Source organism: Mycolicibacterium vaccae NBRC 14118 = CIP 105934 (assembly GCF_001552715.1).
Classification (GTDB): domain Bacteria; phylum Actinomycetota; class Actinomycetes; order Mycobacteriales; family Mycobacteriaceae; genus Mycobacterium; species Mycobacterium vaccae.
In genome coordinates, this window is record NZ_BCRS01000062.1 from 1 (window position 1) to 22,975 (window position 22,975).

General features: G+C 66.9%; 23 protein-coding genes and 1 pseudogene. 12 read left to right on the plus strand and 12 right to left on the minus strand.

Annotated features, from left to right (window positions below):
- The 3 genes from MVA01S_RS13710 to MVA01S_RS13720 form a co-directional block, all read right to left on the minus strand.
- Positions 1–994 (minus strand): AAA family ATPase (locus MVA01S_RS13710; protein WP_159426324.1); only part of this gene is annotated, 994 nt, incomplete at its 3' end.
- 32 nt (positions 995–1,026) lie between these two features.
- On the minus strand, positions 1,027–1,695 hold the full coding sequence (locus tag MVA01S_RS13715) for a nitroreductase (protein WP_003931773.1): 669 nt from the start codon (positions 1,693–1,695) through the stop codon (positions 1,027–1,029).
- Positions 1,696–1,727: 32 nt separating this feature from the next.
- Positions 1,728–2,486 (minus strand): SDR family oxidoreductase, encoded by a 759-nt coding sequence (locus MVA01S_RS13720; protein ID WP_003931772.1) that lies wholly within the window; start codon positions 2,484–2,486, stop codon positions 1,728–1,730.
- Positions 2,487–2,645: 159 nt separating this feature from the next.
- Between MVA01S_RS13720 and MVA01S_RS13725 the strand changes: the two genes are divergently transcribed.
- Together MVA01S_RS13725 and MVA01S_RS13730 are read left to right on the plus strand one after the other, a co-directional pair.
- Positions 2,646–3,365 carry an SDR family NAD(P)-dependent oxidoreductase gene (locus MVA01S_RS13725; protein WP_003931771.1) on the plus strand — a complete coding sequence of 240 codons (720 nt, stop codon included), beginning with the start codon at positions 2,646–2,648 and terminating at the stop codon, positions 3,363–3,365.
- 73 nt (positions 3,366–3,438) lie between these two features.
- Positions 3,439–4,335 carry an MBL fold metallo-hydrolase gene (locus MVA01S_RS13730; protein ID WP_003931770.1) on the plus strand — a complete coding sequence of 299 codons (897 nt, stop codon included), beginning with the start codon at positions 3,439–3,441 and terminating at the stop codon, positions 4,333–4,335.
- On the opposite strand, the gene MVA01S_RS13735 is transcribed toward MVA01S_RS13730, so the two are convergent.
- Complete coding sequence (locus tag MVA01S_RS13735) at positions 4,332–5,513, minus strand: cytochrome P450 (RefSeq protein WP_003931769.1); 1,182 nt, start codon at positions 5,511–5,513, stop codon at positions 4,332–4,334. The two genes, MVA01S_RS13730 and MVA01S_RS13735, sit on opposite strands and share 4 nt — an antisense overlap.
- A gap of 43 nt (positions 5,514–5,556) precedes the next feature.
- Between MVA01S_RS13735 and MVA01S_RS13740 the strand changes: the two genes are divergently transcribed.
- Positions 5,557–6,408: a TIGR03619 family F420-dependent LLM class oxidoreductase gene (locus tag MVA01S_RS13740; protein WP_060941615.1), complete on the plus strand. Its 852-nt coding sequence runs from the start codon at positions 5,557–5,559 to the stop codon at positions 6,406–6,408.
- Between the two features lie 21 nt (positions 6,409–6,429).
- Here MVA01S_RS13740 and MVA01S_RS13745 read toward each other — a convergent pair whose 3' ends face one another.
- Positions 6,430–6,858 carry a VOC family protein gene (locus MVA01S_RS13745; protein WP_003931889.1) on the minus strand — a complete coding sequence of 143 codons (429 nt, stop codon included), beginning with the start codon at positions 6,856–6,858 and terminating at the stop codon, positions 6,430–6,432.
- Positions 6,859–6,860: 2 nt separating this feature from the next.
- Positions 6,861–7,631, minus strand: a complete 771-nt coding sequence (locus MVA01S_RS13750) for an SDR family NAD(P)-dependent oxidoreductase (protein WP_003931888.1) — start codon at positions 7,629–7,631, stop codon at positions 6,861–6,863.
- 93 nt (positions 7,632–7,724) lie between these two features.
- Here MVA01S_RS13750 and MVA01S_RS13755 point away from each other — a divergent pair, with 93 nt between their 5' ends.
- The gene (locus MVA01S_RS13755) at positions 7,725–8,396 is read left to right on the plus strand and encodes a nitroreductase family protein (RefSeq protein WP_086006075.1); all 672 of its coding nucleotides are present in this window, start codon (positions 7,725–7,727) and stop codon (positions 8,394–8,396) included.
- A 28-nt stretch (positions 8,397–8,424) separates the two neighbouring features.
- Here the strand turns inward: MVA01S_RS13755 and MVA01S_RS32295 are convergent.
- The 4 genes and pseudogenes from MVA01S_RS32295 to MVA01S_RS13770 form a co-directional block, all read right to left on the minus strand.
- A pseudogene (locus MVA01S_RS32295) lies at positions 8,425–8,514 on the minus strand (TIGR03564 family F420-dependent LLM class oxidoreductase); the annotation flags it as partial.
- Positions 8,515–8,518: 4 nt separating this feature from the next.
- Entirely contained in the window at positions 8,519–9,379 is an 861-nt protein-coding gene (locus MVA01S_RS13760) for an SDR family NAD(P)-dependent oxidoreductase (RefSeq protein WP_003931886.1), read from the minus strand.
- Positions 9,376–10,725: a cytochrome P450 gene (locus MVA01S_RS13765; RefSeq protein WP_003931885.1), complete on the minus strand. Its 1,350-nt coding sequence runs from the start codon at positions 10,723–10,725 to the stop codon at positions 9,376–9,378. The genes MVA01S_RS13760 and MVA01S_RS13765 overlap by 4 nt, the downstream gene beginning before the upstream one ends.
- A gap of 40 nt (positions 10,726–10,765) precedes the next feature.
- A complete protein-coding gene (locus tag MVA01S_RS13770; protein ID WP_040542011.1) occupies positions 10,766–11,509 on the minus strand; it encodes an SDR family NAD(P)-dependent oxidoreductase in 744 nt (247 codons plus the stop codon).
- A 76-nt stretch (positions 11,510–11,585) separates the two neighbouring features.
- Between MVA01S_RS13770 and MVA01S_RS13775 the strand changes: the two genes are divergently transcribed.
- Positions 11,586–12,773 carry a cytochrome P450 gene (locus MVA01S_RS13775; protein WP_003931883.1) on the plus strand — a complete coding sequence of 396 codons (1,188 nt, stop codon included), beginning with the start codon at positions 11,586–11,588 and terminating at the stop codon, positions 12,771–12,773.
- Complete coding sequence (locus MVA01S_RS13780; RefSeq protein WP_003931882.1) at positions 12,770–13,588, plus strand: mycofactocin-coupled SDR family oxidoreductase; 819 nt, start codon at positions 12,770–12,772, stop codon at positions 13,586–13,588. The genes MVA01S_RS13775 and MVA01S_RS13780 overlap by 4 nt, the downstream gene beginning before the upstream one ends.
- Before the next feature lie 25 nt (positions 13,589–13,613).
- Here MVA01S_RS13780 and MVA01S_RS13785 read toward each other — a convergent pair whose 3' ends face one another.
- Positions 13,614–15,215 carry a GMC family oxidoreductase gene (locus tag MVA01S_RS13785; RefSeq protein ID WP_003931881.1) on the minus strand — a complete coding sequence of 534 codons (1,602 nt, stop codon included), beginning with the start codon at positions 15,213–15,215 and terminating at the stop codon, positions 13,614–13,616.
- A gap of 147 nt (positions 15,216–15,362) precedes the next feature.
- Between MVA01S_RS13785 and MVA01S_RS13790 the strand changes: the two genes are divergently transcribed.
- The 5 genes from MVA01S_RS13790 (at position 15,363) to MVA01S_RS13810 (ending at position 21,496) form a co-directional block, all read left to right on the plus strand.
- Complete coding sequence (locus tag MVA01S_RS13790; protein ID WP_003931880.1) at positions 15,363–16,397, plus strand: S1C family serine protease; 1,035 nt, start codon at positions 15,363–15,365, stop codon at positions 16,395–16,397.
- A gap of 41 nt (positions 16,398–16,438) precedes the next feature.
- Positions 16,439–17,530, plus strand: a complete 1,092-nt coding sequence (locus MVA01S_RS13795; RefSeq protein WP_081529120.1) for an ATP-dependent DNA ligase — start codon at positions 16,439–16,441, stop codon at positions 17,528–17,530.
- Positions 17,531–18,109: 579 nt separating this feature from the next.
- Complete coding sequence (locus MVA01S_RS13800) at positions 18,110–19,108, plus strand: Rieske 2Fe-2S domain-containing protein (protein WP_003931878.1); 999 nt, start codon at positions 18,110–18,112, stop codon at positions 19,106–19,108.
- Positions 19,105–20,520 (plus strand): wax ester/triacylglycerol synthase domain-containing protein, encoded by a 1,416-nt coding sequence (locus MVA01S_RS13805; RefSeq protein ID WP_040542007.1) that lies wholly within the window; start codon positions 19,105–19,107, stop codon positions 20,518–20,520. Before MVA01S_RS13800 ends, MVA01S_RS13805 begins: the two co-directional genes overlap by 4 nt.
- 7 nt (positions 20,521–20,527) lie before the next feature.
- Positions 20,528–21,496, plus strand: coding sequence for an LLM class flavin-dependent oxidoreductase (locus MVA01S_RS13810; protein ID WP_003931876.1), 969 nt, complete (start codon positions 20,528–20,530; stop codon positions 21,494–21,496).
- Here MVA01S_RS13810 and MVA01S_RS13815 read toward each other — a convergent pair.
- Positions 21,493–22,383 carry an oxidoreductase gene (locus MVA01S_RS13815; protein ID WP_040542006.1) on the minus strand — a complete coding sequence of 297 codons (891 nt, stop codon included), beginning with the start codon at positions 22,381–22,383 and terminating at the stop codon, positions 21,493–21,495. The two genes, MVA01S_RS13810 and MVA01S_RS13815, sit on opposite strands and share 4 nt — an antisense overlap.
- A gap of 110 nt (positions 22,384–22,493) precedes the next feature.
- Between MVA01S_RS13815 and MVA01S_RS30455 the strand changes: the two genes are divergently transcribed.
- Positions 22,494–22,955 carry an LLM class oxidoreductase gene (locus tag MVA01S_RS30455; protein WP_390176150.1) on the plus strand — a complete coding sequence of 154 codons (462 nt, stop codon included), beginning with the start codon at positions 22,494–22,496 and terminating at the stop codon, positions 22,953–22,955.
- Positions 22,956–22,975: the final 20 nt, after the last annotated feature.

The following is a 22,975-nucleotide window of genomic DNA, read 5'->3' on the forward strand; positions in this document are numbered from 1 at the left end:
CGGCGGTGCGGTAGGCGGCCGCGCGCATCAGCGGGTGCCGAAAGCGCATCCGCGGGCCGAACTCGATGACCCCGGCGGTCTCGGCGGGCGCCAGCGCATCCACGGCAACCCCCAGCAGCGCGGCCGCGCGCAGGAACAGCGCCGAGTCGCCGACCGGTTCGGCGGCCGCCAGCAGCAGCAGCCGACGGGTGTCCTCCGGAAGTTCCCGCAGGCGCAGCGCGTAACTATCCTCGATCCGGCCGCGGGAGGCCCCCGTGCCGACCGTCCAGAATCCGCCTGCCAGTTCCGCCGGGGAGTAGCTGCGCGGCACCTCCAGCAAGGCCAGTGGATTGCCACGGGTTTCGGCAACCACCCGGTCACGGACACGGGGGTCGATGCCGCCGATCATCGCCTGATCCAACAGGATTCGTGCATCGGTGTCCGAGAGGCCGCGCACCGGCAGTTCGGGCAGTCCGGCCAGCACCTCGGCGCCGTCGGAGCGGGCGGCGAACACCAGCGCCACCGGTTCGGCCACCAGGCGGCGGGCGATGAAGCCGAGCGTCTGCAGCGAGACCTGGTCCAGCCAGTGAGCGTCGTCGACGACACACAACAGAGGCTGCTCCTGCACGGCGGCGGCGAGCAGGCTCAGCACCGCCAGCCCGACGAGGAACCGTTCGGGCGGTGGTCCGGATCCCTGCCCGAATGCGACCGCCAGCGCGTCACGCTGCGGCGGCGGTAGGTCGACGAGGTGCCCGAGCAGCGGACTGCACAACTGGTGTAACCCGGCGTACGGCAGTTCCATGTCGGATTCGACACCGGAGATTTGGACACAGCGCAGTCCGTCCGCCTGTCCGAGGAGGTGGTCGAGCAGCGCGGTCTTGCCTGCGCCCGGTTCGCCACGCAGCACCAGCACCTGCGACCGGCCCGCCCGCACCGCCGAGATCACCTCGCGCAGCGCCGCGGACTCGGTCGCACGCCCGTGCAGCGGCCGTGGTCCCCGCGCCTGGCTCGACATCGCCTCACCGTAACCAGGCAATGTCGCCCGGTCTACCCGTCGCTGATGAAGGTGACCGACTCCGACAACGGCGCCCGGCCCGTGCGTGGGTGGCTGATGTCGGGGTCTTCATAGCCGATCGACAAGCCGCAGAACAGGATCAGGTTCTCGGCCGGCTCGACGATCTCGGCGACGCTCACGTGCGTCGTCGACCACGCCATTTGCGGGCAACTGTGCAGCCCCTCGGCGCGCAGGAGCAGCATGACGGTCTGCAAGTACATGCCGACGTCGGCCCACTGCGGCAATCCGAGCCGGCGGTCGACATAACAGAACAGTGCAGCAGGCGCACCGAAACATCTCCAGTTGCCGATTGCCGCGCGGTGCCGGGCTTCCCAGTCGTCGCGGGTGATGCCGAGTGCACCGTAACGCTGCTCGGCGAAATCCCGGCGCCGGTCACGATAGGGCGCAGCGAGATCAGCCGGATACATCTCGAACTCGCGGACGTCCCACGGGTCTCCGGAGGCGACGCGCTCGACCGCCCGCTTCTTCAGCCGCTCCAGCGGGTCACCGGTCACCACGAAGCTGCGCCAGGGCTGCAGATTGGACCCCGACGGCGCCCACGCCGCTGTGGCCAGTACCCGCGACAACGTCTCGCTGGGCACAGGCCGGTCGCTGAACCCGCGTACCGCGCGCCGACTGCGGACCGCCTCATAGACATCCACGGTGCGTCCTCCTTCAATCGTCGGTGACCGGGTCAGCCTTTGGCGGCGGTCTCCAGCACCCAGTCGCTGAAGCGGGTGTCGAACAGCGTGGCGCCGTCGCCGGGAACCAGGGTGTCCTCGTCGATGTCGACGCCCCAGTAGCCGGCGTCGGGATCGGCGACCACCTCGCGGGTGTCCCCTCGCGCGGTGAGCGCGGTGCGGATCAGTTCGGGCAGCCGGAACCTCTCGGGTCCGCTCACTTCGGCGATGCCGTTGACCGGGTCGTTGACCGCGGCGATGGCGACCGCTTCGGCGACGTCGGCCGAGGCCATCGGCTGGAACGCCGCGTCCGACAGCCGCACGGTGCCGTTGATGGTCGCGGAATCGGCGATGGCGGTGAGGAATTCGAAGAACTGAGTGGCCCGCACGATCGTGTAGGGGATCGGCCCGTCTTCGATCAGCCGCTCCTGCGCCAGTTTCGCCCGGAAGTAACCGCTCTCCCGGGCGAGCCGTTCAGTGCCGACCACCGACAGCGCCACGTGGTGGGTCACCCCCGCATCGGCCTCGGCGGCCAGCAGATTGGCCGTCGACCTGTTGAAGAACTCCTGGGCGGCGGCCTCTTCGAAGCTCGGCGAGTTGGTCACATCGACCACCACCTGCGCGCCGGCGAGCGCGTCGGCCAGCCCCTCCCCGGTCACTGCGTTCACCCCGGTCGACGGCGCGGCGGCCACCGCCTCGTGGCCGTGCCCGGTGAGCTCGTCCACCACCTTCGATCCGATCCGGCCTGTGCCGCCGACGACGACGATCCTCATGGTGGCTCCCTTCTGCTGACTGGTCGAGGCCGCGATCGCTGCCTCGTGCGCCAGAACCTGCGCGCCGTCGCCGATTCATCCCGTGGCGGTCGTCACTGCCGGATGACTTCACCGAACGTCGGCGGTTCCAGCCGACGAAACAACCAGAAAGGACTGCTCATGGAGCTAGCGGGATTTCGGGCGCTCGTCACCGGCGGCACCGCCGGTATCGGCCTGGCCAGTGCTCGATTGTTGGCCGAGGCCGGCGCCGAGGTCGTCATCACCGGGCGGGACACGCCTCGCGGCGAGGCTGCCGCCGCCGCACACCACCGATTGCGTTTCCTCCGCGCCGATATGGCCGATCCGGCGTCGGTGGAGAGCCTCGTGCGTCAGGCGGCAGACACCGACGTGCTCGTCAACAACGCGGCCAGCTTCCCCGGTGCGATGACCGTCGACCAGGACGCAGCGTCGTTCGCACGCACCTTCGACACCAACGTGCGCGGCTCGTACTTCCTGACCGCCGGTCTGGTGCCGCACATGCTGGAGCGGGGTCGGGGCAGCATCGTCAACATCACGTCGATGGTGGCACTCAAAGGAGTACCGGCAGCCTCGGTCTACAGCGCGTCGAAGGCGGCCGTGGCGTCACTGACCCGCACCTGGGCCGCCGAATTCGGGAGCCACGGCGTGCGCGTCAACGCCGTCGCACCGGGACCCACCAGAACCGAAGGCGTGCTGGCCGAATGGGGCGACACCAACGACGAACTCGGCCGGGCCTTGCCGTTGGGCCGCGTGGCCGAGCCGGAGGAGATCGCGCACGCCGTCCTCTTCCTGGCCTCACCCCGGGCGAGCTTCATCACCGGAGCGACTCTGCACGTCGACGGTGGCGGCACCGCCATCTGAGCTCACCGGGATGACTCCGGGCTTCGGCCGCTGTTCTGGCGATCGCACGCATTTCCGGCCCGAAGGAGAAACCATGAGCATGACCGACACCCGCCCCGACGAACTGGTTCCGTCCCGCTACGCCCTGCAGATCGGCGACATCGAGGTACTCGTGATCAGCGACGGCGTCCTGCCGATCACCGCGACCACGCTGGCCACCAATGCCGACTCAGCCGATCTCGCAGGTTGGCTGCAGGACATGTTCCTGCCGCCGGACATCCTCGACTGGCCCCTGAATGTGCTCGTCGTCCGCAGCGGCGACCGGACGATCCTCGTCGACGCGGGACTGGGGGTGGAGTTCCCGGACTTCCCGCGTGCCGGTCAGACCGCGTCGCGGTTGGCGGCCGCGGGTGTCGACCTCGGATCGGTGACCGACGTGGTACTCACCCATCTCCATATGGACCATGTCGGCGGGTTGCTCACCGACGGGCTGCAGGCGAGGTTACGACCCGATCTGAAAGTGCATCTGGCGGCCCGCGAGGCGGAGTTCTGGACCGCGCCCGACTTCTCCCGCACCTGTATGCCCCAGCCGGTGCCCGACGTACTCCGATCCGTGGCCTCACGGTTCCTCGATGAGTATCACGGCCGGCTACGGACCTTCGAGACCGAGTACGAGGTGGCCCCCGGCGTGCTGATCAGCCGCACCGGCGGGCACACCCCAGGGCACAGCGTGGTGCGGCTGGCCTCCCGCGGGGACGCGTTGACGTTCGCCGGCGACGCGGTGTTCGCACCCGGGTTCGACAATCCCGAGTGGCACAACGGCTTCGAGCACGATCCCGACGAGGCGACCCGGGTCCGTGTCGGGCTGCTGCGTGAGCTTGCCGCGACCGGCGAGTCCATGGTGGCCACCCACCTGCCGTTCCCGTCGGTCTGCCACGTGGCCACCGCCGGTGACGCGTTCCGGTGCGTGCCCGCCGCCTGGGACTACTAGCCCACCAGCGCGGGCATCGAATCCCAGCCACGCACGGTCGCCGTAGGGGCGCGGACGGCGTTCTGCTCGTCGATCGTCCAGTCCGGCCAGCGCTTCAGGATCTCTTCGAGGGCCACCCGGGCCTCGATGCGGGCCAGGGAGGTCCCGAGACAGAAGTGCGCGCCCCGACCGAACGTCAGATGGTTGGGGTTGCGCCGGATGTCGAAGACGTCGGGGTCGTCGAACCTGCGCTCGTCCCGGTTTGCCGCACCCGCCATCAACAGCAAAGCACTACCGGCCGGCACGGTCTGGCCGTGGTATTCAACGTCTTTGGCCACGTATCTGGCGATACTGTGGACCGGCGGTTCGAAGCGCAGCACTTCCTCGACGGCGCCGGGAATCAGGGACGGGTCCGCTGCGAGCTCACGGCGCTGGTCCGGATGGTCGGCGAGCACCTTGCCGAGCCAGCCGAAGAGCCGGCCCACGGTCTCGGTCCCGGCGTTGGCGATGACACCGAGGAACACCAGCAGTTCCTCCTCACGCAGCTTCCGCTTCTGACCGTCGACGTCGTCGAACTCGACGTTGAGTAGCTCGGTGACCAGATCGTCGGACGGATTCTCTTTACGCCACGCGACGTAGTCACGAAACATGTTGCCGTTGAAGTACTTGTCTTTCTTCACCGGCAGCGGCTCGCCCGGCTTGTTACGCAACCGCTCGCCGGCGACCTTGCGAACGCTGCGCTGGAGCGAGTCCGGCATCCCGACCAGCATGCCGATCACCCGCATCGGCATCTCCGAACCCAGATCGAGCGTGAAGTCGAAGCCGTCACCGCCCTGCAGCGGGTCCAGACACGCCTCGCAGAATGTCCTGACCTGCTCCTCGATCGCCTTCATCTTGCGTGGGGTGAACGCCCGCGACACGAGCAGTCGGTGCACGGTGTGCACGGGCGGGTCCTCGTTGATGAAAACCCCGTCGGGCATCACGGGTTCGGCCTTGACGACCTCGAGGATGTCGCCCTTGGCGTTGCTCAGGTTGTCGACGTCCTTGAGCGCGGAGTCGACGTCGGCGAAGCGGCTCAGCGCCCAGAAGTCGAACTTCTCGTTGTAGTACAGCGGCGCCTCGTCGCGGAGCCGCTTGTAGACCGGATACGGGTCGACATCGATCTCGACGTTATAGGGGTCGTAGTAGAGCTCATGCACCTGTACGATCGTACAGCAACGGACGCCGCGCAAGGGAGAGTCAATGCACATCGGATTCGTCAGCATGAACACCCCGGGCGACATAGCCCCCGACATCCTGGCCCGCGAACTCGAACAGCGTGGGTTCGAGTCACTGTGGGTCGGTGAGCACCCACAGATCCCGGTGTCGGCTGCGAGCTCGATGCCGCCGGCGCTGCTCCACGCCCAGCAGCGGATCCTGGACCCAATGATGTCCCTGCTCGCCGCGGCGCAGGCAACCACCGGCCTGCGACTGGGCACCGCTGTCGCACTGCCGCTGGAGCACGAATTGTTCACGTTCGCCAAGCAAGTGGCGACCCTCGATCAGTTCAGTGGCGGCCGGGTACTGCTGGGCGTCGGCGTCGGGATGCGCGCCGAGCTCTCGGTGTCGAACTCTGTCGCGTGGGCGGATCGCTACCGGGCGCTGGCGGACATGATCGCTGCACTGCGGATGTTGTGGACGCAGGACGAGGCGGAACACCACGGCGAGTTCTACGACTTCGAGCCGGTGTGGTGCCATCCCAAACCGCAGCAGCAGCCCGGCCCGCCGATGCTCGCCGCGGCCACCGGGCCCAAGGCGATCGGAGACTGCCTGCCCTGGGCCGACGGGTGGCTTCCCGGTGACGCCGCGTACCGGGATCTTCCAGCGGCAGTGGAGGATTTCCGGCGACGCGCCGAGGACGCGGGCCGCGATCCCGCCACGCTTGATCTCACGGTCATGGCGTGGGGCGATCCGTCGGAGAGGCGTCTCGCCCGTTACCGCGATCTCGGGTTCAACCGAGTCGTGATCGGCGGCGGCCGCCGGGACGGCGACGATCCGTCGACCACAAGGGAGTTCCTGGACCGGTACGCCGCGATGGTCGACGGGCTTCGTTGACCGGGACCACCGCGGCGCGTCTCAGGAGGCGGGTACCGGGCGGACCCGCTCGTTGACCAGCTCGATCAGCTGACCGTCGGGATCGCGCACCATGCAGGCGAATCCGCCACCGGGATCGGCGACGACGGCTCCCCCGGCAGCGGTCACCGCGGCCTGGGCTGCAGCGAGATCCGCGACGGCGATCGATAGATGTGTCAGGCCGGCACCGACCATGCCACGTTCGGGCTCTTCGGGCGCCGGATATCCGGAGAACGTCAGCAACTGCAGCACGACAGCGCCGTTGCGCAGGTACACCGCTTCGAATCCGATGGGTGGGGTCAGTCCGAGCAGGCCCTCGGCCACCTGGTCGGGCACGGTCAAGCGCTTCACCTCGGTGAACCCGAGCGCCGCGTAGAACTTCTGTGAGGCGTCCAGGTCGCGGACCCGCACTCCGATGTGGCTGATGTCCATGGTCATACCCCTGCCGGTCCGGGTCCGCCGTGCATGTAGAGCGTCTGCCCGGAGCAGTAACTCGATGCGTCGGAGGCGAAGAACAGCACGCCGTAGCCGATCTCATCTGGCTCGGCGATCCGCCCTGCGCCGTTGGTCTGCCCGATCATGTCGATCTCGAATCCGCCCCGCTGCGCTTCTTCTTCAAGCCCGGGCGTGCGGATGGCGCCACAGGCGATGCAGTTGACCCGCACGCCTTTCCGGGTCCATGCGGCGGCCATCGACCCGGTGAGGTTGTTCAGACCGGCTTTGGCAGCGGCATAGACCGGGGCCTGCGGCATGGCGAGCAGGCTGGCTCCCGAGGAGATGTTGACGATCGTGCCCTTGCCCTGCGCGATCATGGGTTTGGCGGCGGCCCGCGACAAGTACCACGCGCTGGACAGGTTCAGGTCGAGGACCTGATGCCACTCGTCGTCGGTCCATTTCATCAGCGACTTCGTCTCGCCGCCGCCTGCGTTGTTGAGCAGCACGTCCAGCCTGCCGAACTCGGCCAGCGTCGCATCGACCAGCGCCTGGCAATCGTCGGCCTTGGTGACGTCGGTCGGGACCGCGATGGCACGCCGTCCCAGCGCCTCCACCTGCGCGGCGGTCTCCTTCAATGGCTCCTCGCGCCGTCCGGCCAGCACCACGTCGGCGCCGTGCTCGGCCAGCACCAGTGCCGAGGCTCGCCCGATGCCGGTGCCGCCGCCGGTGATGACCGCTACCCTGCCTTCCATCGAAAACCTGTCGCTCACAGCATCACTCCCGTCAGTGGCCCATCGTGCAGTACGACTGTACAGCATCGGTGATGCTGGACACCCCGGCTTGCGTCGAGTACACCAATGGACATGCCGCATCCGACCGACGATGTCTGGGAAGTGCTGTCCACCGCGCGCTCGATCCGCCGGTTCACCGATGAGCCCGTCGACGCCGAGACCCTGGACCGCTGCCTGCAGGCGGCCACCTGGGCACCCAACGGCGCCAACGCGCAGTTGTGGCGGTTCATCGTGCTCGACGGTCCCGAACAGCGGGCGGCGGTCGCGCAGGCGGCTCAGATCGCCTTGGAGTCAATAGAATCCATCTACGGCATGACGAGGCCCGCGCCCGACGACGACAGCCGCGCCGCCCGCAACAACCGCGCCACCTATGAGCTGCACGACCGCGCAGGCGAGTTCACGTCGGTGTTGTTCGCCGCGTACAAGAACGAGTTCTCCTCGGAGTTCCTCCAGGGCGGCTCCATCTATCCCGCGCTACAGAACTTCTACCTCGCCGCACGTGCCCAGGGGCTGGGGGCATGCATCACCAGCTGGGCCTCCTACGGCGGTGAACGGGCGCTTCGTGACGCCGTCGGCATCCCCGACGAGTGGTTTCTTGCGGGGCATGTCGTGGTCGGCTGGCCGCGCGGCCGGCATGGTCCGATACGGCGTCGACCGCTGTCCGACGTGGTGTTCCGCAATCGCTGGGATCCTGAGCGTGCCGACATCACCTACGGTCGAGGCGCCCGACCCCGCGGCAACTGAGCTAACCCGCGCGCGCCAGCTCACCGAGTAGGGCGCAGAATCCGTCGGCTTCGGCCTGTTGAGCTTGCGCGATGACCTTGTCGACCGAGGATGCCCCTCCGGTCAGGCCTATCCGCATGCCATCATCGCATCACATGCGCGCACTGTGTGGCCGGATGCACATCGAAAAGGTCACGGTACGAGGGCGGTTGACGTCCGTCCTCGTCGGTGATGCCGTACTTGACCGCCAGCTCGGCTCCGATCAGGGTCTGTCCGCTGACCGCCATCAAATCTGGATCCTGGGACAGCGCCCAGATGACGTGCCCGGTCAGCTCCGGCGTCTCGGCGGTGTCGAGGATGTGGCCGAACTTGTCCGGTTTGCTCGCGATGATCCCGCGGACCCGGTCGGTGAGTAGAGAACCCATCCAGATCGATACGGATGCGATCCCGACGTCGCGGAAGTCATACGCCATGTCGGCGGCCATCTTGTCGGTGCCGGCTTTCGGTACGCCGTAGGCGGGGCCGAACGCATAGTGCGCGGCACCGGACGACGACGTGAAAGCGACCAGCCCCTTGCCATGCGGGACCATCAGCGGCGCGGCGTAGACCGTGGCGACGTAGCTGCTGCGCAGGCCCACGTCGAGAGTGTCGATGACGTTGAGGGGTTCCTCCCAGAACTTGGTGCGTCCCATCATCTCGTCGCGGATGATGGCGGCGTTGTTGACCAGGATGTCGATGCGGCCGTGATCACGGCCGACCCGGTCGAAGAACGCCGCGACCTGTTCGTCGTCACCGTGGTCGACCGCGACCGCGATGCCCTCGCCCCCTGCGGCGGTGACCTTGTCGGCGGTCTCTCCGATGGTGCCGCGCGCCGGCACGCCGCTGTCGACGGTGCGTCCCGTCACGTAGACGGTGCACCCGTGCGCGCCCAGTGCGCGCGCGATGCCGGCGCCCGCGCCGCGGCTGGCTCCGGTGACCACGGCGACCGGACGTTCACCTGTCATTTCGATTCCTCGATTCTCGCCGCGTCCTTGAACTGTGTGATCGGTCGCGCCAAACCCTGCTCGTCACAGATGCGTTGCAGCCTCGCGACGGTGTCGACGACACCGGGACCCTGACGCCGCCCTGGCGTGAACGTGGCCGGTAGGTGCCGCATCCCCTGGATCACGCCGATGCTGTCATAGTGCACGGTGCCCTCGGGGGTACACCGGTAGTCGGGTAGTCGGTCCAGCACCGCGGTGAGCATCGACTTGAACACGGTGCGCGCGACGTTCGATCCGATGCAGCGATGAACGCCGAGACCGAAACTGAAGTGCCGATTACCTTTTCGGTCGAGGATGATCTCGTCTGGTTCACTGAAGACATCCGGGTCCCGGTTGGCCATTGCCCACGACAACCACAGCCGCTGACCCTCGCGCAGGTCCGCACCACTGAGAGTCATGTCCGCCGCGATCGTGCGGCCGTCTCCCGGCGCCGGGGTGAAGTACCGGAGGAACTCTTCGGTGGCAGGGTTCAGCAGCGTGTCGCGCTGCGTGCTCAGGCGGGTCCGTTCGCCGGGGTGCTGCGACAGCCATTCCAGGGCATGCGCGGTCAATGCGGTCGTGGTGTCGAAACCACCGCCGATCAACAGATTCAGCATGCCGATGAGTTCGATGTCGGGCGGCGCCTCCCCGTCGATCCGCAGCGTGGCCAGTGCGTCGATGATGCCCGGTCGAGGGTTGTCCCGGATCTCAGCCAGGTTGGTGAACAGGTCGACGGCCATCGTCATGAACAGCTCACGGACCCGTCCGGCGTCGGGCGAGTCGGGCGGAGTGTACACCGACGCGTGAGCTGGTTCGTTGTAGATCGTCCACTTCTCCAGCGGGACGCCCAGCATCGCAAGCGTCAGGACCGCGGGCACGACGTTGGCCAGATCGTCGACGAAATCGATATGGCCGCTCTCGATATGGTCGTCGATGCAGGCACGGACGATCTCGTCGACGACCGGCTCCCAGCGCTTGACGGCCGCGGGCGACAGGTACGGGTTGAGCGCCGTCCGGTAGTGGCGGTGCTCCGGATCGTCCATCTCCAGCATGCCGCCGCGGAAGTTCTCCGCCTCGATCATGGTGGGAATCGAGATCCCCTTGTATCCGCGGCGTTCATGGTTGACGTCGTGGTCGTTGGACACCTGTGGGCAGCGTGCGAGTTCGAACACCTCGTCGCTACCCGCGGCCACCCAGTGCCCGTCGTAGGTGTCGGTCCACGCCAGCGGGCACTTCTGCTGCATCTCGTGGGTGATGTCGACGAACTTGTCGCGGTAGTCCGGGCTGTGCCGGTCGAAGTGGAACCGGATGTCGGGTTTATCGCTCATCGCAGCTCTTCCACTGAATCGTTTCCTGCTTCCTCGACCGCTAGACGACTGCGCCGCCGTTGACACCGATGACCTGCCCGGTGACGTATCCGGCCGCCTCCGAGCAGAGGAACGAGCACACCGCGGCGACGTCCTCGGGGACGCCGACGCGTCCGGCAGGGATGGCCTGGGTCAGGAACTCGGCCGGGGGCAACTTGCCCTCGGCCTGTTGCTGACGCAGCATCGGCGTCTCGATTGCGAAGGGCGGCACAGAATTAGCGGTGATTCCGTACTTGGCGTAGTCGCGCGCGACTGTCTTGGTCATCGCGATCACCCCGCCCTTGGTCGCGGAGTAGTGACCCTGCCGGGGCGCGCCCTGCTGTCCGGCAGCGGACGAGATCGTCACGACCCGACCCCATTTCGCGTCGACCATGTCGGACAACGCCGCTCGGATACTGAGGAACGTCCCTGTCAGGTTGACCGCGAGGTAACGGTTCCACTCGTCGAGGGTGATCTTGTCGAAGCGGGTGAAGCCACCGATCGCCGCGCTGGTGACCAGGATCTCGACCGGACCGAACTCGGCGCGCGCGGCGGCGAAGGCCGACTCGACCGCGGCCTCGTCGGACACATCGGCGGCCACGCCGATGGCCTGGCCGCCGCGCCCGCGCAGCTCCGCGGCGATCTTCTCGGCGGCATCGGCGTTGACGTCCAGCACCGCCACCCGATGGCCGTCAGCAACGAGTCCCGAGCAGATCGCCTCACCCAGTCCCGACGCGCCGCCCGTCACCACTGCCACTCGACTCACCGCTACTCCTCACGTCGCTGTACGAATGTATAGCACAACGTCTATGCTCGGCCCAACAGTTGGCGAGGAGACTTTGGTGAGCGATCTGTACTACGACCCATGGCACGTCGATATCGACATCGACCCGTACCCCACCTACCGCAGGCTGCGTGACGAGCAGCCGGTGTACCACAACGAGCGCCACGACTTCTGGGGCCTGAGCCGGTACGCCGACGTCGATGCAGCACTGCGTGATTCGCGACGCCTCAGCTCGGCCAAGGGCGATATTCTCGAGGTCGTGAAGGCCGATCCGGTCATGCCGCCCGGTGTGTTCATCAACGAGGACCCGCCGCTGCACACCATCCACCGCGCCATCGTCGGGCGCATGTTCACGCCCAAGGCGATTCGGGCGATCGAGGCCAAGGTGCGGGCCTTCTGTGTCGCATGCCTGGATCCGCTCGTCGGGGGTGATCGCTTCGACTTCGTCGCAGACATCGGGGCCGAGCTGCCCATGCGCACAATAGGCATGCTCGTCGGGATCCCGGACGCCGACCAGCCGTCGGTACGCGCCCAGGCACACGCCGTGCTCCGGAACAAACCCGGCGAACCTCTCCCGGTGAAGAAAGACCACTACTTCGACGGCGACATGTTCACCGACTATGTCGCCTGGCGTAAGAAGAATCCCTCCGACGATCTCATCACCGACCTGCTGAGCGTGGAATTCGAGGACGAAACCGGGGTCACTCGCAGAATCCGAACCTCCGAGTTGCTGATCTTCCTGGCTGTCATCGCCGGCGCCGGGGTGGAGACCACCGGGCGGCTTTTCGGATGGATGGGCAAGGTGCTGGCCGAACATCCCGACCAGCGTCAGGAACTCGTCGAGGACCCCTCGCTGATTCCTGTCGCGATCGAGGAGTTACTACGCTTCGAACCGCCCGGTCCGCATGTGGCACGGTTCGCCGCCGAGTCCGACATTGAGTTCCACGGGCAGACGATTCCGGCCGGAAGTGCGGTGCTGCTGATGCTGGCCTCGGCCAATCGCGACGAACGCCACTTCGATGATCCCGACAGCTTCGACATCCACCGCAAGCCCGGCGGTCACCTGACCTTTGGGCGGGGCGCCCATTTCTGCCTGGGTGCGCCGCTGGCCCGACTGGAAGGCCGGGTGGCACTGGAGGAGGTCTTGAAGCGCTTCCCGAAATGGGACGTCGACATGGCCGGAGCCCGGCGGTCGCGGACCTCGACGGTCCGCGGCTGGGACACCATGCCTGCGGTCATCGCATGACGCAGACCAACCGCGTCGCCGTCATCACCGGCGCCGCCCGGGGCCAGGGCAGAAGTCATGCGGTGGCACTGGCGTCAGCGGGGGTCGACATCGTCGCCGTCGATCGGTGCGCCGATATCGAATCGATCCCGTACCCGTTGGCGACCGCGGCCGATCTCCAGGAGACCGCCGATCAGGTGCGTGCGGCGGGCGGGCGGATCGAGACAGTCATCGCCGACGTCCGCAACCTCGCCGATCTTCAGGCGGGAGTCGACTCCGGCATCGAGCGATTCGGTGATGTGGACATCGTCGTCGCCAATGCCGGCGTGGTCGGCATCGGTCTGCCCGACGCCACCGACGACCAGGTGTACCGGGACATCGTCGACACCAATCTGCTCGGCGTCTGGCACACCATCGCCGCAACGGCGCCGTCGATGATTCGCCGCGGCACCGGTGGATCGATGGTGTTGATCAGCTCGATGCAGGGGTTGGTCGGTCGGGGCGGAGACGGCAGCGCGGCGACGTTCGCCTACGCGGCGTCCAAACACGGGATCGTCGGGCTGATGCGCTCCGCCGCCAACGCCTATGCGCAGCAGAACATCCGGGTCAACTCGATCCACCCCACCGGGGTGGCCACGCCGATGATCTTCAACGACCACATGGCGCGAGTTTTCGAGGCGAATCCGGAAGGCAGCGCGATGTCGGGCAATCTGCTGCCGGTTCCGTTCGTCGAACCCAGCGATGTGACCGCAGCGGTACTGTTCCTCGTCAGCGACGGCGCACGCTACATCACCGGAACGACACTGCCGGTCGACGCCGGGTTCGCGGTGATGTAGCGGTTTGGGGGCGACGGGGGGTGTATCAGCTGCCGCCGCGGATGAACTCTGAAGCGCGCCCGGCCATCGCCATCACCGGGCCGTTGAGGTTTCCCGCCACCATGGTGGGCATCACCGAGCAGTCCACCACCCGCAGACCCTCGACTCCCCTGACCCGCAGCTGGCTGTCGACGACGTCGTCCTCATCCGGACCCATCGCGCAGGTTCCGACGGCGTGGTATCCGCAGTAGCCACCGTCGAGAGCGGTGTCGACCAACTGCTCGTCGCTGTGCACCTGCGGCCCGGGATACGTTTCGTGGCTGATGCGCTCGGCGATCGGTGACTGCTCGAAGACCGAGCGCATCCGGCGCATCAGGTTCGCCGTCGCCTCCCGGTCGTGCGCGGTGGTCAGATAGTTCGGATTGATCCGCAGCGCCCCCGCGGGATCCGAAGAGGTGATCTCGACATATCCCTGCGAAGTGGGACGCAGAACCATACCGAGACAGGAGATTCCGGGCTCGCGTTCGATGACCACCGGCTCGCCGGTGTTGTACGGCGGCAGCGTCCACGGGCCCATCATGATCTGGGCATCGGGCCGCTCGGCGTCGGGTTGCGTCTTGACGAAGCCCACGATGTCGAACGACGGTGCCGCCAGTGGCCCCTTCCGGGTGGCCAGATACTTCATCCCGGTGAGCGCTTGACCGAAGCTGGTGGCAAGGCGCCGGTTGTAACCGAGGTCTTCTTTCAGCCGGAGCCGCAAAGTCGCACAGCGATGTTCGCGCATCCTGCGCCCCACGTTCTCGCGGTCCAGGCGGACGGCAACTCCGGCGGCCGTCAACACCTCCCGCGGTCCGATGCCCGAGAGTTGCAGTGCCTTGGGTGAATTCAGGCTTCCCAGAGCGAGGATCACCTCGCGGGCGGCCTGCAGTTCCTCGGTACCGCTGCCGGCGGCGACCTCCACGCCGGTGGCGCGGTCACCGTCGAACACGACCCGGCGCACCACCGCCCCGGTCCGCAGCGTGAGGTTGGGACGACTCAGCGCCGGCTTGAGGAACGCCGTCGCGGCGCTCACCCGGCGTCCGTTGCGGATCGTCGACGTGGCATATCCGACGCGCTCGCCGTCGGATTCGTTGATGTCCTGCACCCGCCACAGCCCGGTCCCCGCCGCGGCCTCGATCATCTCCTCGCACAACGGATCAGGGTCTCGTGGCACGGAGATGTGCAGCGGGCCACCGACGCCGCGTGTCGCGGACGCACCGAACTCGTTGTCCTCGAACGCCGTGAAGATGGGCAGGATGTCGTCCCAGCCCCAACCCTTGTTACCGAGAGCTTCGAGGCCGTCGTAGTCGGCACGTTGACCACGGTTGTAGACCATCCCGTTGATCGAACTCGAGCCGCCGATCACCTTGCCGCGCATCCACTGCTCGACGTGAGGGTTGGGACCGAACGGCGTGGTCTCGTAGTGCCACATGTGCCTGTCGCTGTCGAACAGCTTGCCCGAGCCCTTGGGAATGTGCAGCCACAGGTTCCGGTCGCCGCCGCCCGCCTCCAGAAGAAGCACGTTGACTTTCGGGTCGGCCGACAGCCGGTTGGCCAGCACGCAGCCGGCGGAACCGGCTCCGGCGATGATGTAGTCGTAGCGTGTCACTGCTGTCCATGCCCCTCGTCGAGCGATGCTGTACGGCCGTATAGTAGCGCTGCGCCGCGCGTGGTCCCCGGCGAATTGCCGAACGGCCGCGTGCCCTGACTCTGCCGCCGTGGATTGGAGAGGCGCGCGCGAGGGTAGCCCCGTTTGGTGAAGCGGGCACAAGTCGCCGCCGTCGGAGTCGCAGCGTTGGTGCTGACGGCTTGTACGTCGACCGGTCAGCAAGATTCCCCTGCGACGGTCGCACCGACCCAGGAGACCACCACGTCGGCCGCCCCGCCGCCCGCGGCCACGCCCACCGCGACCGGCTTCGCCGACGTCGTGGAACGAGTCAGTCCCAGCGTGGTCACGGTGCAACTGGACGGAGGCGTCGGCAGCGGCGTCGTCCTACGTTCCGACGTCATCGTCACCAACGCGCATGTGGTGGGCAATGCCCGTGAAGTCACGATCGGGTACGCCGATGGCGTCAGCTCGCCCGGACAAGTGCTGGCCACCGATGACGTGACCGACCTCGCCGTCGTACGGACCCAACGCGGCGACCTGCCGGTGCCGGAGTACCGGAGCGAACTCCCGCGGCCCGGCGAGGTGGCCATCGCCATCGGCAGCCCGCTCGGCTTCGAGAACACCGCCACGGCAGGCATCATCTCGGGTCTCAACCGGAACATCCCCGATTCCGCGGAAGCGGGCGCGTCGCTGGTCGATCTCATCCAGACCGACGCGTCGATCTCGCCGGGCAACTCCGGCGGCGCGCTGCTGGACGCGGACGGACGCGTTGTCGGCATCAACGAGGCCTACATTCCGCCGACCGCCGGTGCGGTGTCACTCGGATTCGCGATCCCGACCTCGACGGTGCTCGACGTCACCGAGCAGTTGCTGCGCGACGGCCGGGCCACGCACCCCTATCTCGGCGTCTCGACGAGCCGCCTCACCCCGGCGATTCGTCGAGAACTCGGGGTCCCCGTCGAAAGCGGCGCGCTGGTCCGTGGTGTCGAACCGGGCAGCCCGGCTGCGTCCGCGGGTCTGCGCCCCGGAGACGTCATCGTCGAACTCGCGGGCACGCCGGTGGCATCCGTGGAAGACCTGCTGGGGGCGCTGCGCCGCACCCAGCCCGGGTCGCAGCAGCCCGTGGTGGTGGTGCGTGGTGGCGCGCGGGTCCCCTTGACGGTGACGGTGGGTTCGCGCTGACCGTGAATGCCGGATCGCACACCGCGTGAACAATGGGGGCGATGAAGCTACCCGTGATGCCGCCGGTGCCTCCGATGCTGTCGCGGCCCGTCGCTGGGTTTCCTCAGGGCCCCGCGGCGCTGTCCTATGAACCCAAATGGGACGGGTTCCGCTCGATCCTGTTCCGCGACGGCGACGAGGTCGAGCTGGGCAGCCGCAACGAACGGCCGATGACGCGGTACTTTCCGGAACTCGTCGAGGCAGCGCGCGTCGAACTACCGGACCGCTGCGTCGTCGACGGCGAGATCGTCATCGCGACCGGGGACGGGCTCGATTTCGAGGCGCTGCAGCTGCGACTGCACCCGGCCGCGTCGCGCGTGCAGATGCTCGCCGGGCAGACACCTGCGGCATTCATCGTGTTCGATCTGCTCGCGCTCGGCGACACCGACTACACGGGTCAGCCGTTCTCGGAGCGTCGCGCCGCGCTGGTCGAGGCGCTCGCGGGAACCGGCCCGACGTTCCACGTGACACCGGCAACGACCGATGTCGACACCGCGCAACGCTGGTTCGACGAGTTCGAGGGCGCGGGACTCGACGGCATCGTCGCCAAGCCGCTGGACGGGCGGTACCTGCCGGACAAGCGGACGATGTTCAAGATCAAGCACCAGCGCACGGCCGACTGTGTGGTCGCTGGATACCGGCTGCACAAGTCCGGGCCCGACGCGGTCGGCTCGCTGTTGCTCGGCCTCTACGACGGCGACGGATCACTGGCCTCCGTCGGAGTCATCGGCGCGTTCCCGATGGCACGTCGCCGTGAGCTTTTCACCGAACTGCAACCGTTGGTCACCACCTTCGACAATCACCCGTGGAACTGGGCGGCCTACGCGGCAGCCAATCCGGAGGCACGTGCCTACGGCGGCGGCTCGCGGTGGAACGCGGGCAAGGATCTGTCGTTCGTGCCGCTTCGGCCGGAGCGGGTGGTCGAGGTGCGCTACGACCACATGGAAGGCCAAAGGTTTCGTCACACAGCGCAATTCAATCGCTGGCGACCGGATCGCGACCCACGCTCGTGCACGTACGACCAGTTGGACCGGCCGGTGACGTTCCGTCTTGACGACATCGTGCCCGGCCTCATCCAGCAAGGCGAAAGCTAGCGGGCACGACTGTACTGCTGGTGGTCGGTCGCACTTTGCTGTGTGTGGCTGTTTTCCGGATGGCGATGTGCTGCTTTTCAGCGGCGTTGCGCACGCCGTCAGCCAACCTTGTCCTTACGGCGCGCTGCAATCGGTTGACCGGCCCCAGTGGCGACGGGCATGACGGGCATGACGGGCCATCGTGTCAACGATGCCGCACGCCACCTGCCCATGCGCGATTTCCGGTGACGCACCACTGCCGCTCGAATCCATGGCGGTGATCGGACTCGGCGTCGGAGTTAGCTGCAATTGCCGGATGAGCGCCTGCGAGATGAAGGTGATTGATTCCTTCTGATCAGCGAATACGATTCCAAATATTCTGTGCGCCTTGCATCTCGTGGGATTACGTGGTCTATTCTCTTCTAGAACATGTTCTAGTAATTGACGTGGGTGCCGGACGCGGCGGACGCAGGGGAATTAGCCGGAATCTCAGACGCTACGGAAATGGCGCTCATCCCGTAGCCGTGATGCCCGATGTGGACTATCTACTCCCCCGCCTTCCTCTGCCATGCCGCTGCACCCGATGGCGAAAGGGCGTTGATGACCTCAGCAACGGAGTCGACCAGTCTGGGCCGAGCCGGGGACGCGTTCCCGCCCTACCCGTACAGCTGGTATGCAGTGGCATTCGCCCATGAAGTCGCCCCCGGCACTGTCCTGACGAGACGCTTCCTCGACGGCGAGATCATCGTCTTCCGGACCACCTCGGGCACCCTGTCTGCCGCCGAACCCTACTGCCCCCACCTCGGCGCGCACATCGGCAAACGCGGTTGGGTCGACGGCGAGGCGGTCGTCTGCCCGTTCCACGAATTCAAGTACGCAGCCTCGGGGCAGTGCGTCTCGACTCCTACCGGGGAACCGCCGCGCGGTGCGGCACTCAAGACGCTGCCAGTCCGTAATCACCTGGGCATGATCATGGTTTACCACGGCCCGCCCGGACAGGAGCCGGCGTTCGAACTCGACCTACCCGAATCCGATCCCGACTGGCATCCCATCGCCACGAAGAAACTGCACTTCAAGACCCACCCGCAGGAAGTCAACGAAAACGGGCTCGACCACGCGCATTTCGCGACAATCCACAAGTTCCGCAACTTCGTCGTACCCAAGCCCATGCAGATCGAAGGTCCGCGAATCTACACCGAATACGGTGGCACCAAACCCGTCCCGGTGATCGGTGGCGTCAGCTTCCACTTCAATTCCGTGCTCATCGGCCTGGGCTTCTCACTCGTGGAGATCGCCATTCAGGGCGGCCTGAAGGTTCGTCAGATGGTGCTGCCGACACCGGTTGCCGAACGTCACGTCGACATCTACATCGGAATCAGCGCCAAGAAACGGGCACGCAGCACGGTATTGCGGGCGCTGCTGGCACCGATCGAACGGCTTCTGGGCTGGATCGTGCTGCAGGTTGTGGCATCGGAGGTGCAGCGCGACCAACTCATCTGGGACGACAAGGTGTACCTCGAGCATCCCAAGCTCACACCGGGGGACGGTCCGATCGGCAAGTACCGGCACTGGGTCCGACAGTTCTACAGCGCATCGTGACGAGCACTGCCGTCACCCCGCCGGACAGTCGCGCTGAGCGTGTCAGCGGCATGGATGCCTGGCAGTTGTACCAGGAGACCAGGCTGCAGGTCGGCAATGGGATGTCGCTCATCCTCGTCGACCGCAGTTCGGTTATCGGTGATCTCCGTGAGTACGTGGTGTCCGCGCTGAACAACCGGATGCATCTGATGCCGGCGTATCGCAAAGTGCTCTACGACCCCTGGTTCAACCCGGACCGGCCGATGCTCGTCGCCCGACCCGAGATCGACGTGTCCGCACACGTGACGGCCCTTCCGATGCCCGCTCCCGGAGGCGCGGTCGGCGCAGCCAAGGCGCTGGCGCAAGTGCGTGCCATGCATCTGAATCGGCGGGAGCCGTTGTGGCACATGTACGTCCTCGATGACGAGGACACCGAGCGGTCCTACCTGATTTCGGTCGTCCACCACCTTCTCGTCGACGGCGACTCGACGATGGAGGTCGTCGGCTGCCTGATGACACCAGGGGATCTGAGCGCCCGGCCTCCCAAGCCGATCCCAGCATCCTCGACCTTTCCGGCCCGGCCGTCGGCTGTCGTGCGAGATGCCCTCGCACGTAAGGGAAACCGACTACGTCGGCTGCCACGGTTGGTGACGACCTCAGCGCGTATCGCGCGCAGCAAGTGGGCGGCCCGCCACCTGGACGTCAAGGCGCCCAGGACAGCCCTGAATTGCTCGTTGTCGGGATCCTCGACCGCGGCGGTGGCCGTTCTACCGATCGTCGATCTGCAGACGGTGGCCGAAAAGCACTCGGTCACCATCAATCACGTCCTGCTCAGCTGTGTGGGCGCGGCACTGAACGAGGTTCTGCGCCGACGGGGGGAGCGTCCCGCCGAGCCGTTGGTCGCGGCCGTACCGTATGCGATGCGCGCTGCCGACACCTCCGACTATGTCACCGACGGTGTCGGGACCACCACCGTGCTGCGAGTCAATCTCCACACCACCGTCGACGACCCGGTGCGGCGCCTGCTCGCGGTCGCCGAACATGCCCGCGCCGTGAAAGCGGTGCAGGAACAGCGCGGTGTCAACCTGTTCCGGCAGTGGAACGAGTACGCCCCGGGCCGGGCGGTTAATCTGATGTTCCGAGCTATCGAGCGTTTCGGCCTGGCCGAGCGTATTTCGTGGCCGTGCAACGTGATCGTCTCCAACGCCAGCGGGATCGCCGTCGAAGATCCGGTGTTTCTCAACCTACCCGCGTTACGTTTCCACCCGGCCGGCCCGCTCTATCACGGCATGGGGCCCAGCGTCATCGCGATGACGTGGGACAGCAACCTGTGCCTTTCGGTGACGGCGGACACCCGCCACGTTGCCGACGCCGCCGTCATCACCGACGGGATCGCCGCCGAGTTCGCGGCCCTACTGGGCTCGGCGGGTTAGGGGGCAGGTGTTCACTCTGCGGTTCGACATGCGCGCGCCCGCCCGTGGCACGCCGCCATCGATCCTGTATCCGGCCGCGCTGGAGATGGCCGAATGGAGCGAGACCCGCGGGTTGATCCTGCTGGTCGTCTCCGAGCATCACGCCGCCGAGGACGGATTCCTGCCAAGTCCGCTGCCGATGGCCGCAGCACTGGCGGCCCGCACCAAGTCGGTACCGATCGCGGTGAGCGCCCTGATCCTGCCGCTGTACAACCCGGTCCGGTTGGCCGAGGACATCGGTGTGCTCGATCACCTCAGCGGTGGGCGCATCTCCTACACGCTGGGAATCGGGTATCGGCCTGAGGAGTTCGAATCTTTGGGGGTGGACTACCACCGCCGTGGTGAGCTGGCCGACAGCCACTTGGACATTCTGCTGAAAGCCCTCGGCGGCGAGCGCTTCAATGACGACGGACGGAGTGTCCTGGCTCAGCCGGCGCCCGAGGGTAAGGTGCGCATCTCCTACGGTGGGGGGACGCCACAGGCCGCGCGACGCGCGGCCCGGTTCGGGTTGGGATTCAACGCGCAGAACAATCTGCCCGAGGTGGTGCAGGCCTACTACGACGAGTGCACCCGGCACGGCCACGCGCCCGGGAGGGTGCAGCAGCCACGGCCTGGATTCCCGACCACCGTGTTCGTCGCGGATGACGTAGACCGTGCCTGGCAGGAGATCGGGCCTTACTTGTTGCATGACGCGGTCAGCTACGCGCACGGCCATCACGACCCCCACATCGTCAGTCTGTCCAAGGCGAACACCATCGATGCGCTGCGCGCCGAGAACGGCAGCCACCGCATCTACACCGTCGAGCAGGCGGTCGAAGCCATCGCCCGGGACGGCGTCCTGTCCCTGCATCCGCTGTGCGGTGGCCTGCCGCCTGACATCGCGTGGACATACCTGCGGCGCGTGGTCGACGAGGTGCTGCCGCAGGTGCCCCGCTAAAACGTCACGCCGGTGAGAGATTCGGCGGCTTCCCACAGCCGCGCGGCGGTGAACGGATCGCGGGCGGATGCGGCGGAGTCGACTTTGACAGGTGGCCCGATGGTCTGGAATCGGCCACCGGGGCCGTAGAAATCACCGGCCACGGCTGCCGGGTCGGCCGCGGCACGCAGGATGGGCAACGCTCCGGCGTCGGCGTCTTGAACGAACCACGATGTGGAGAAGCGCAGCAGCGGGTGATAGGCCAACTTCTGCCAGCCCTGATCGCGCAGCAGGGCGGTGCGGGCGCTGCCGGGATGAGCGGCGAGGCAACATGCACCGTGTCTGCGGTTCAGCTCGTGCATGAAAAGTACCTGTGCGAGTTTCGAATTGGCGTATGCCCGCGCACCGCGGTACTTCTTGTCGCTGTTCAGATCGTCGAAATCGATGATGCCGCGGCGGTGCGTAACGCTGCTCACCATGACCACGCGTTGCGTTTTGTCTTTCAAGAGCCCGGTCAGGGCGAAGTGGCCCAGGAAGTTCACACCGAAGTGGGCCTCGAAGCCGTCGCTGGTCTCGGCACGCCGTCGGTGCCTGATGCCGGCGTTGTTGATCAGCAGGTCAATTCGGCTGTGCCGCTGGCGCAGAGTGTCGGCGCAGCGTCGCACTGAGCTCAGGTCAGCGAGATCCAGTGGGGCGAACTCGGTCACTGCGCGGGGATGGCGTTGCGTGATGGCTGCCCGAGCTGTCGTCGCCGCGTCACGGCTGCGGCAGGCCAGCACGACGGTGGCGCCGAGCTTGGCCAGCCCCTGAGCGACCTCCAGGCCGATGCCGCTGTTGGCTCCGGTGATCACGGCGACGCGCCCATCCTGGCGGCTGGCGTGGGTCATGGTCCACGGTGTGCTGGTCATCGTCGCTCGAGGATAGGCGAGGTCTGGCACCTCGGGCTCGGTGTGCCCTACCCACCGGTTGCCGAGCGGTTCGAGCGACTGGAAGAAGCCCTGCAGATCTGCAAGCAGATGTGGGACCCCGACAACAACGCGCTTACGCGGGCAAGCACTATCAACTGCAGGAGACGCTGTGCTCGCCGCAGCCGATCCACCGGCTCAACGTGTTGATCGGCGGTGGCGGAGAACGCAAGACGCTTCGCCTGGTGGCCCAGTACGGCGACGCGTGCAACCTGTTCGCGACCTCACCCGACGACGTCGCCCACAAGCTCGGCGTCCTGCGTCGTCACTGCGATGATCTGGGTCGCGACTACGAGACGATCCGCAGGACAGTGACGGTCCACGATCCCCAGCCGACCAAGGACACCCGCGACGAATTCGTCCGTGCCATGAGCAATACGCAAAGCTGGGCATCGACACCGCGATCGTCATGCCGAGCGACGGTGCTCCGGCGGAGTGGTTCGACAGCGTCGCCCCGGCGGTCAAGCATCTGGCCGAACTCTGACGCTTGTGCACGAGCTGCGGCTTCCCCGTGAGCTGGGGCTCAGCCTCAGAA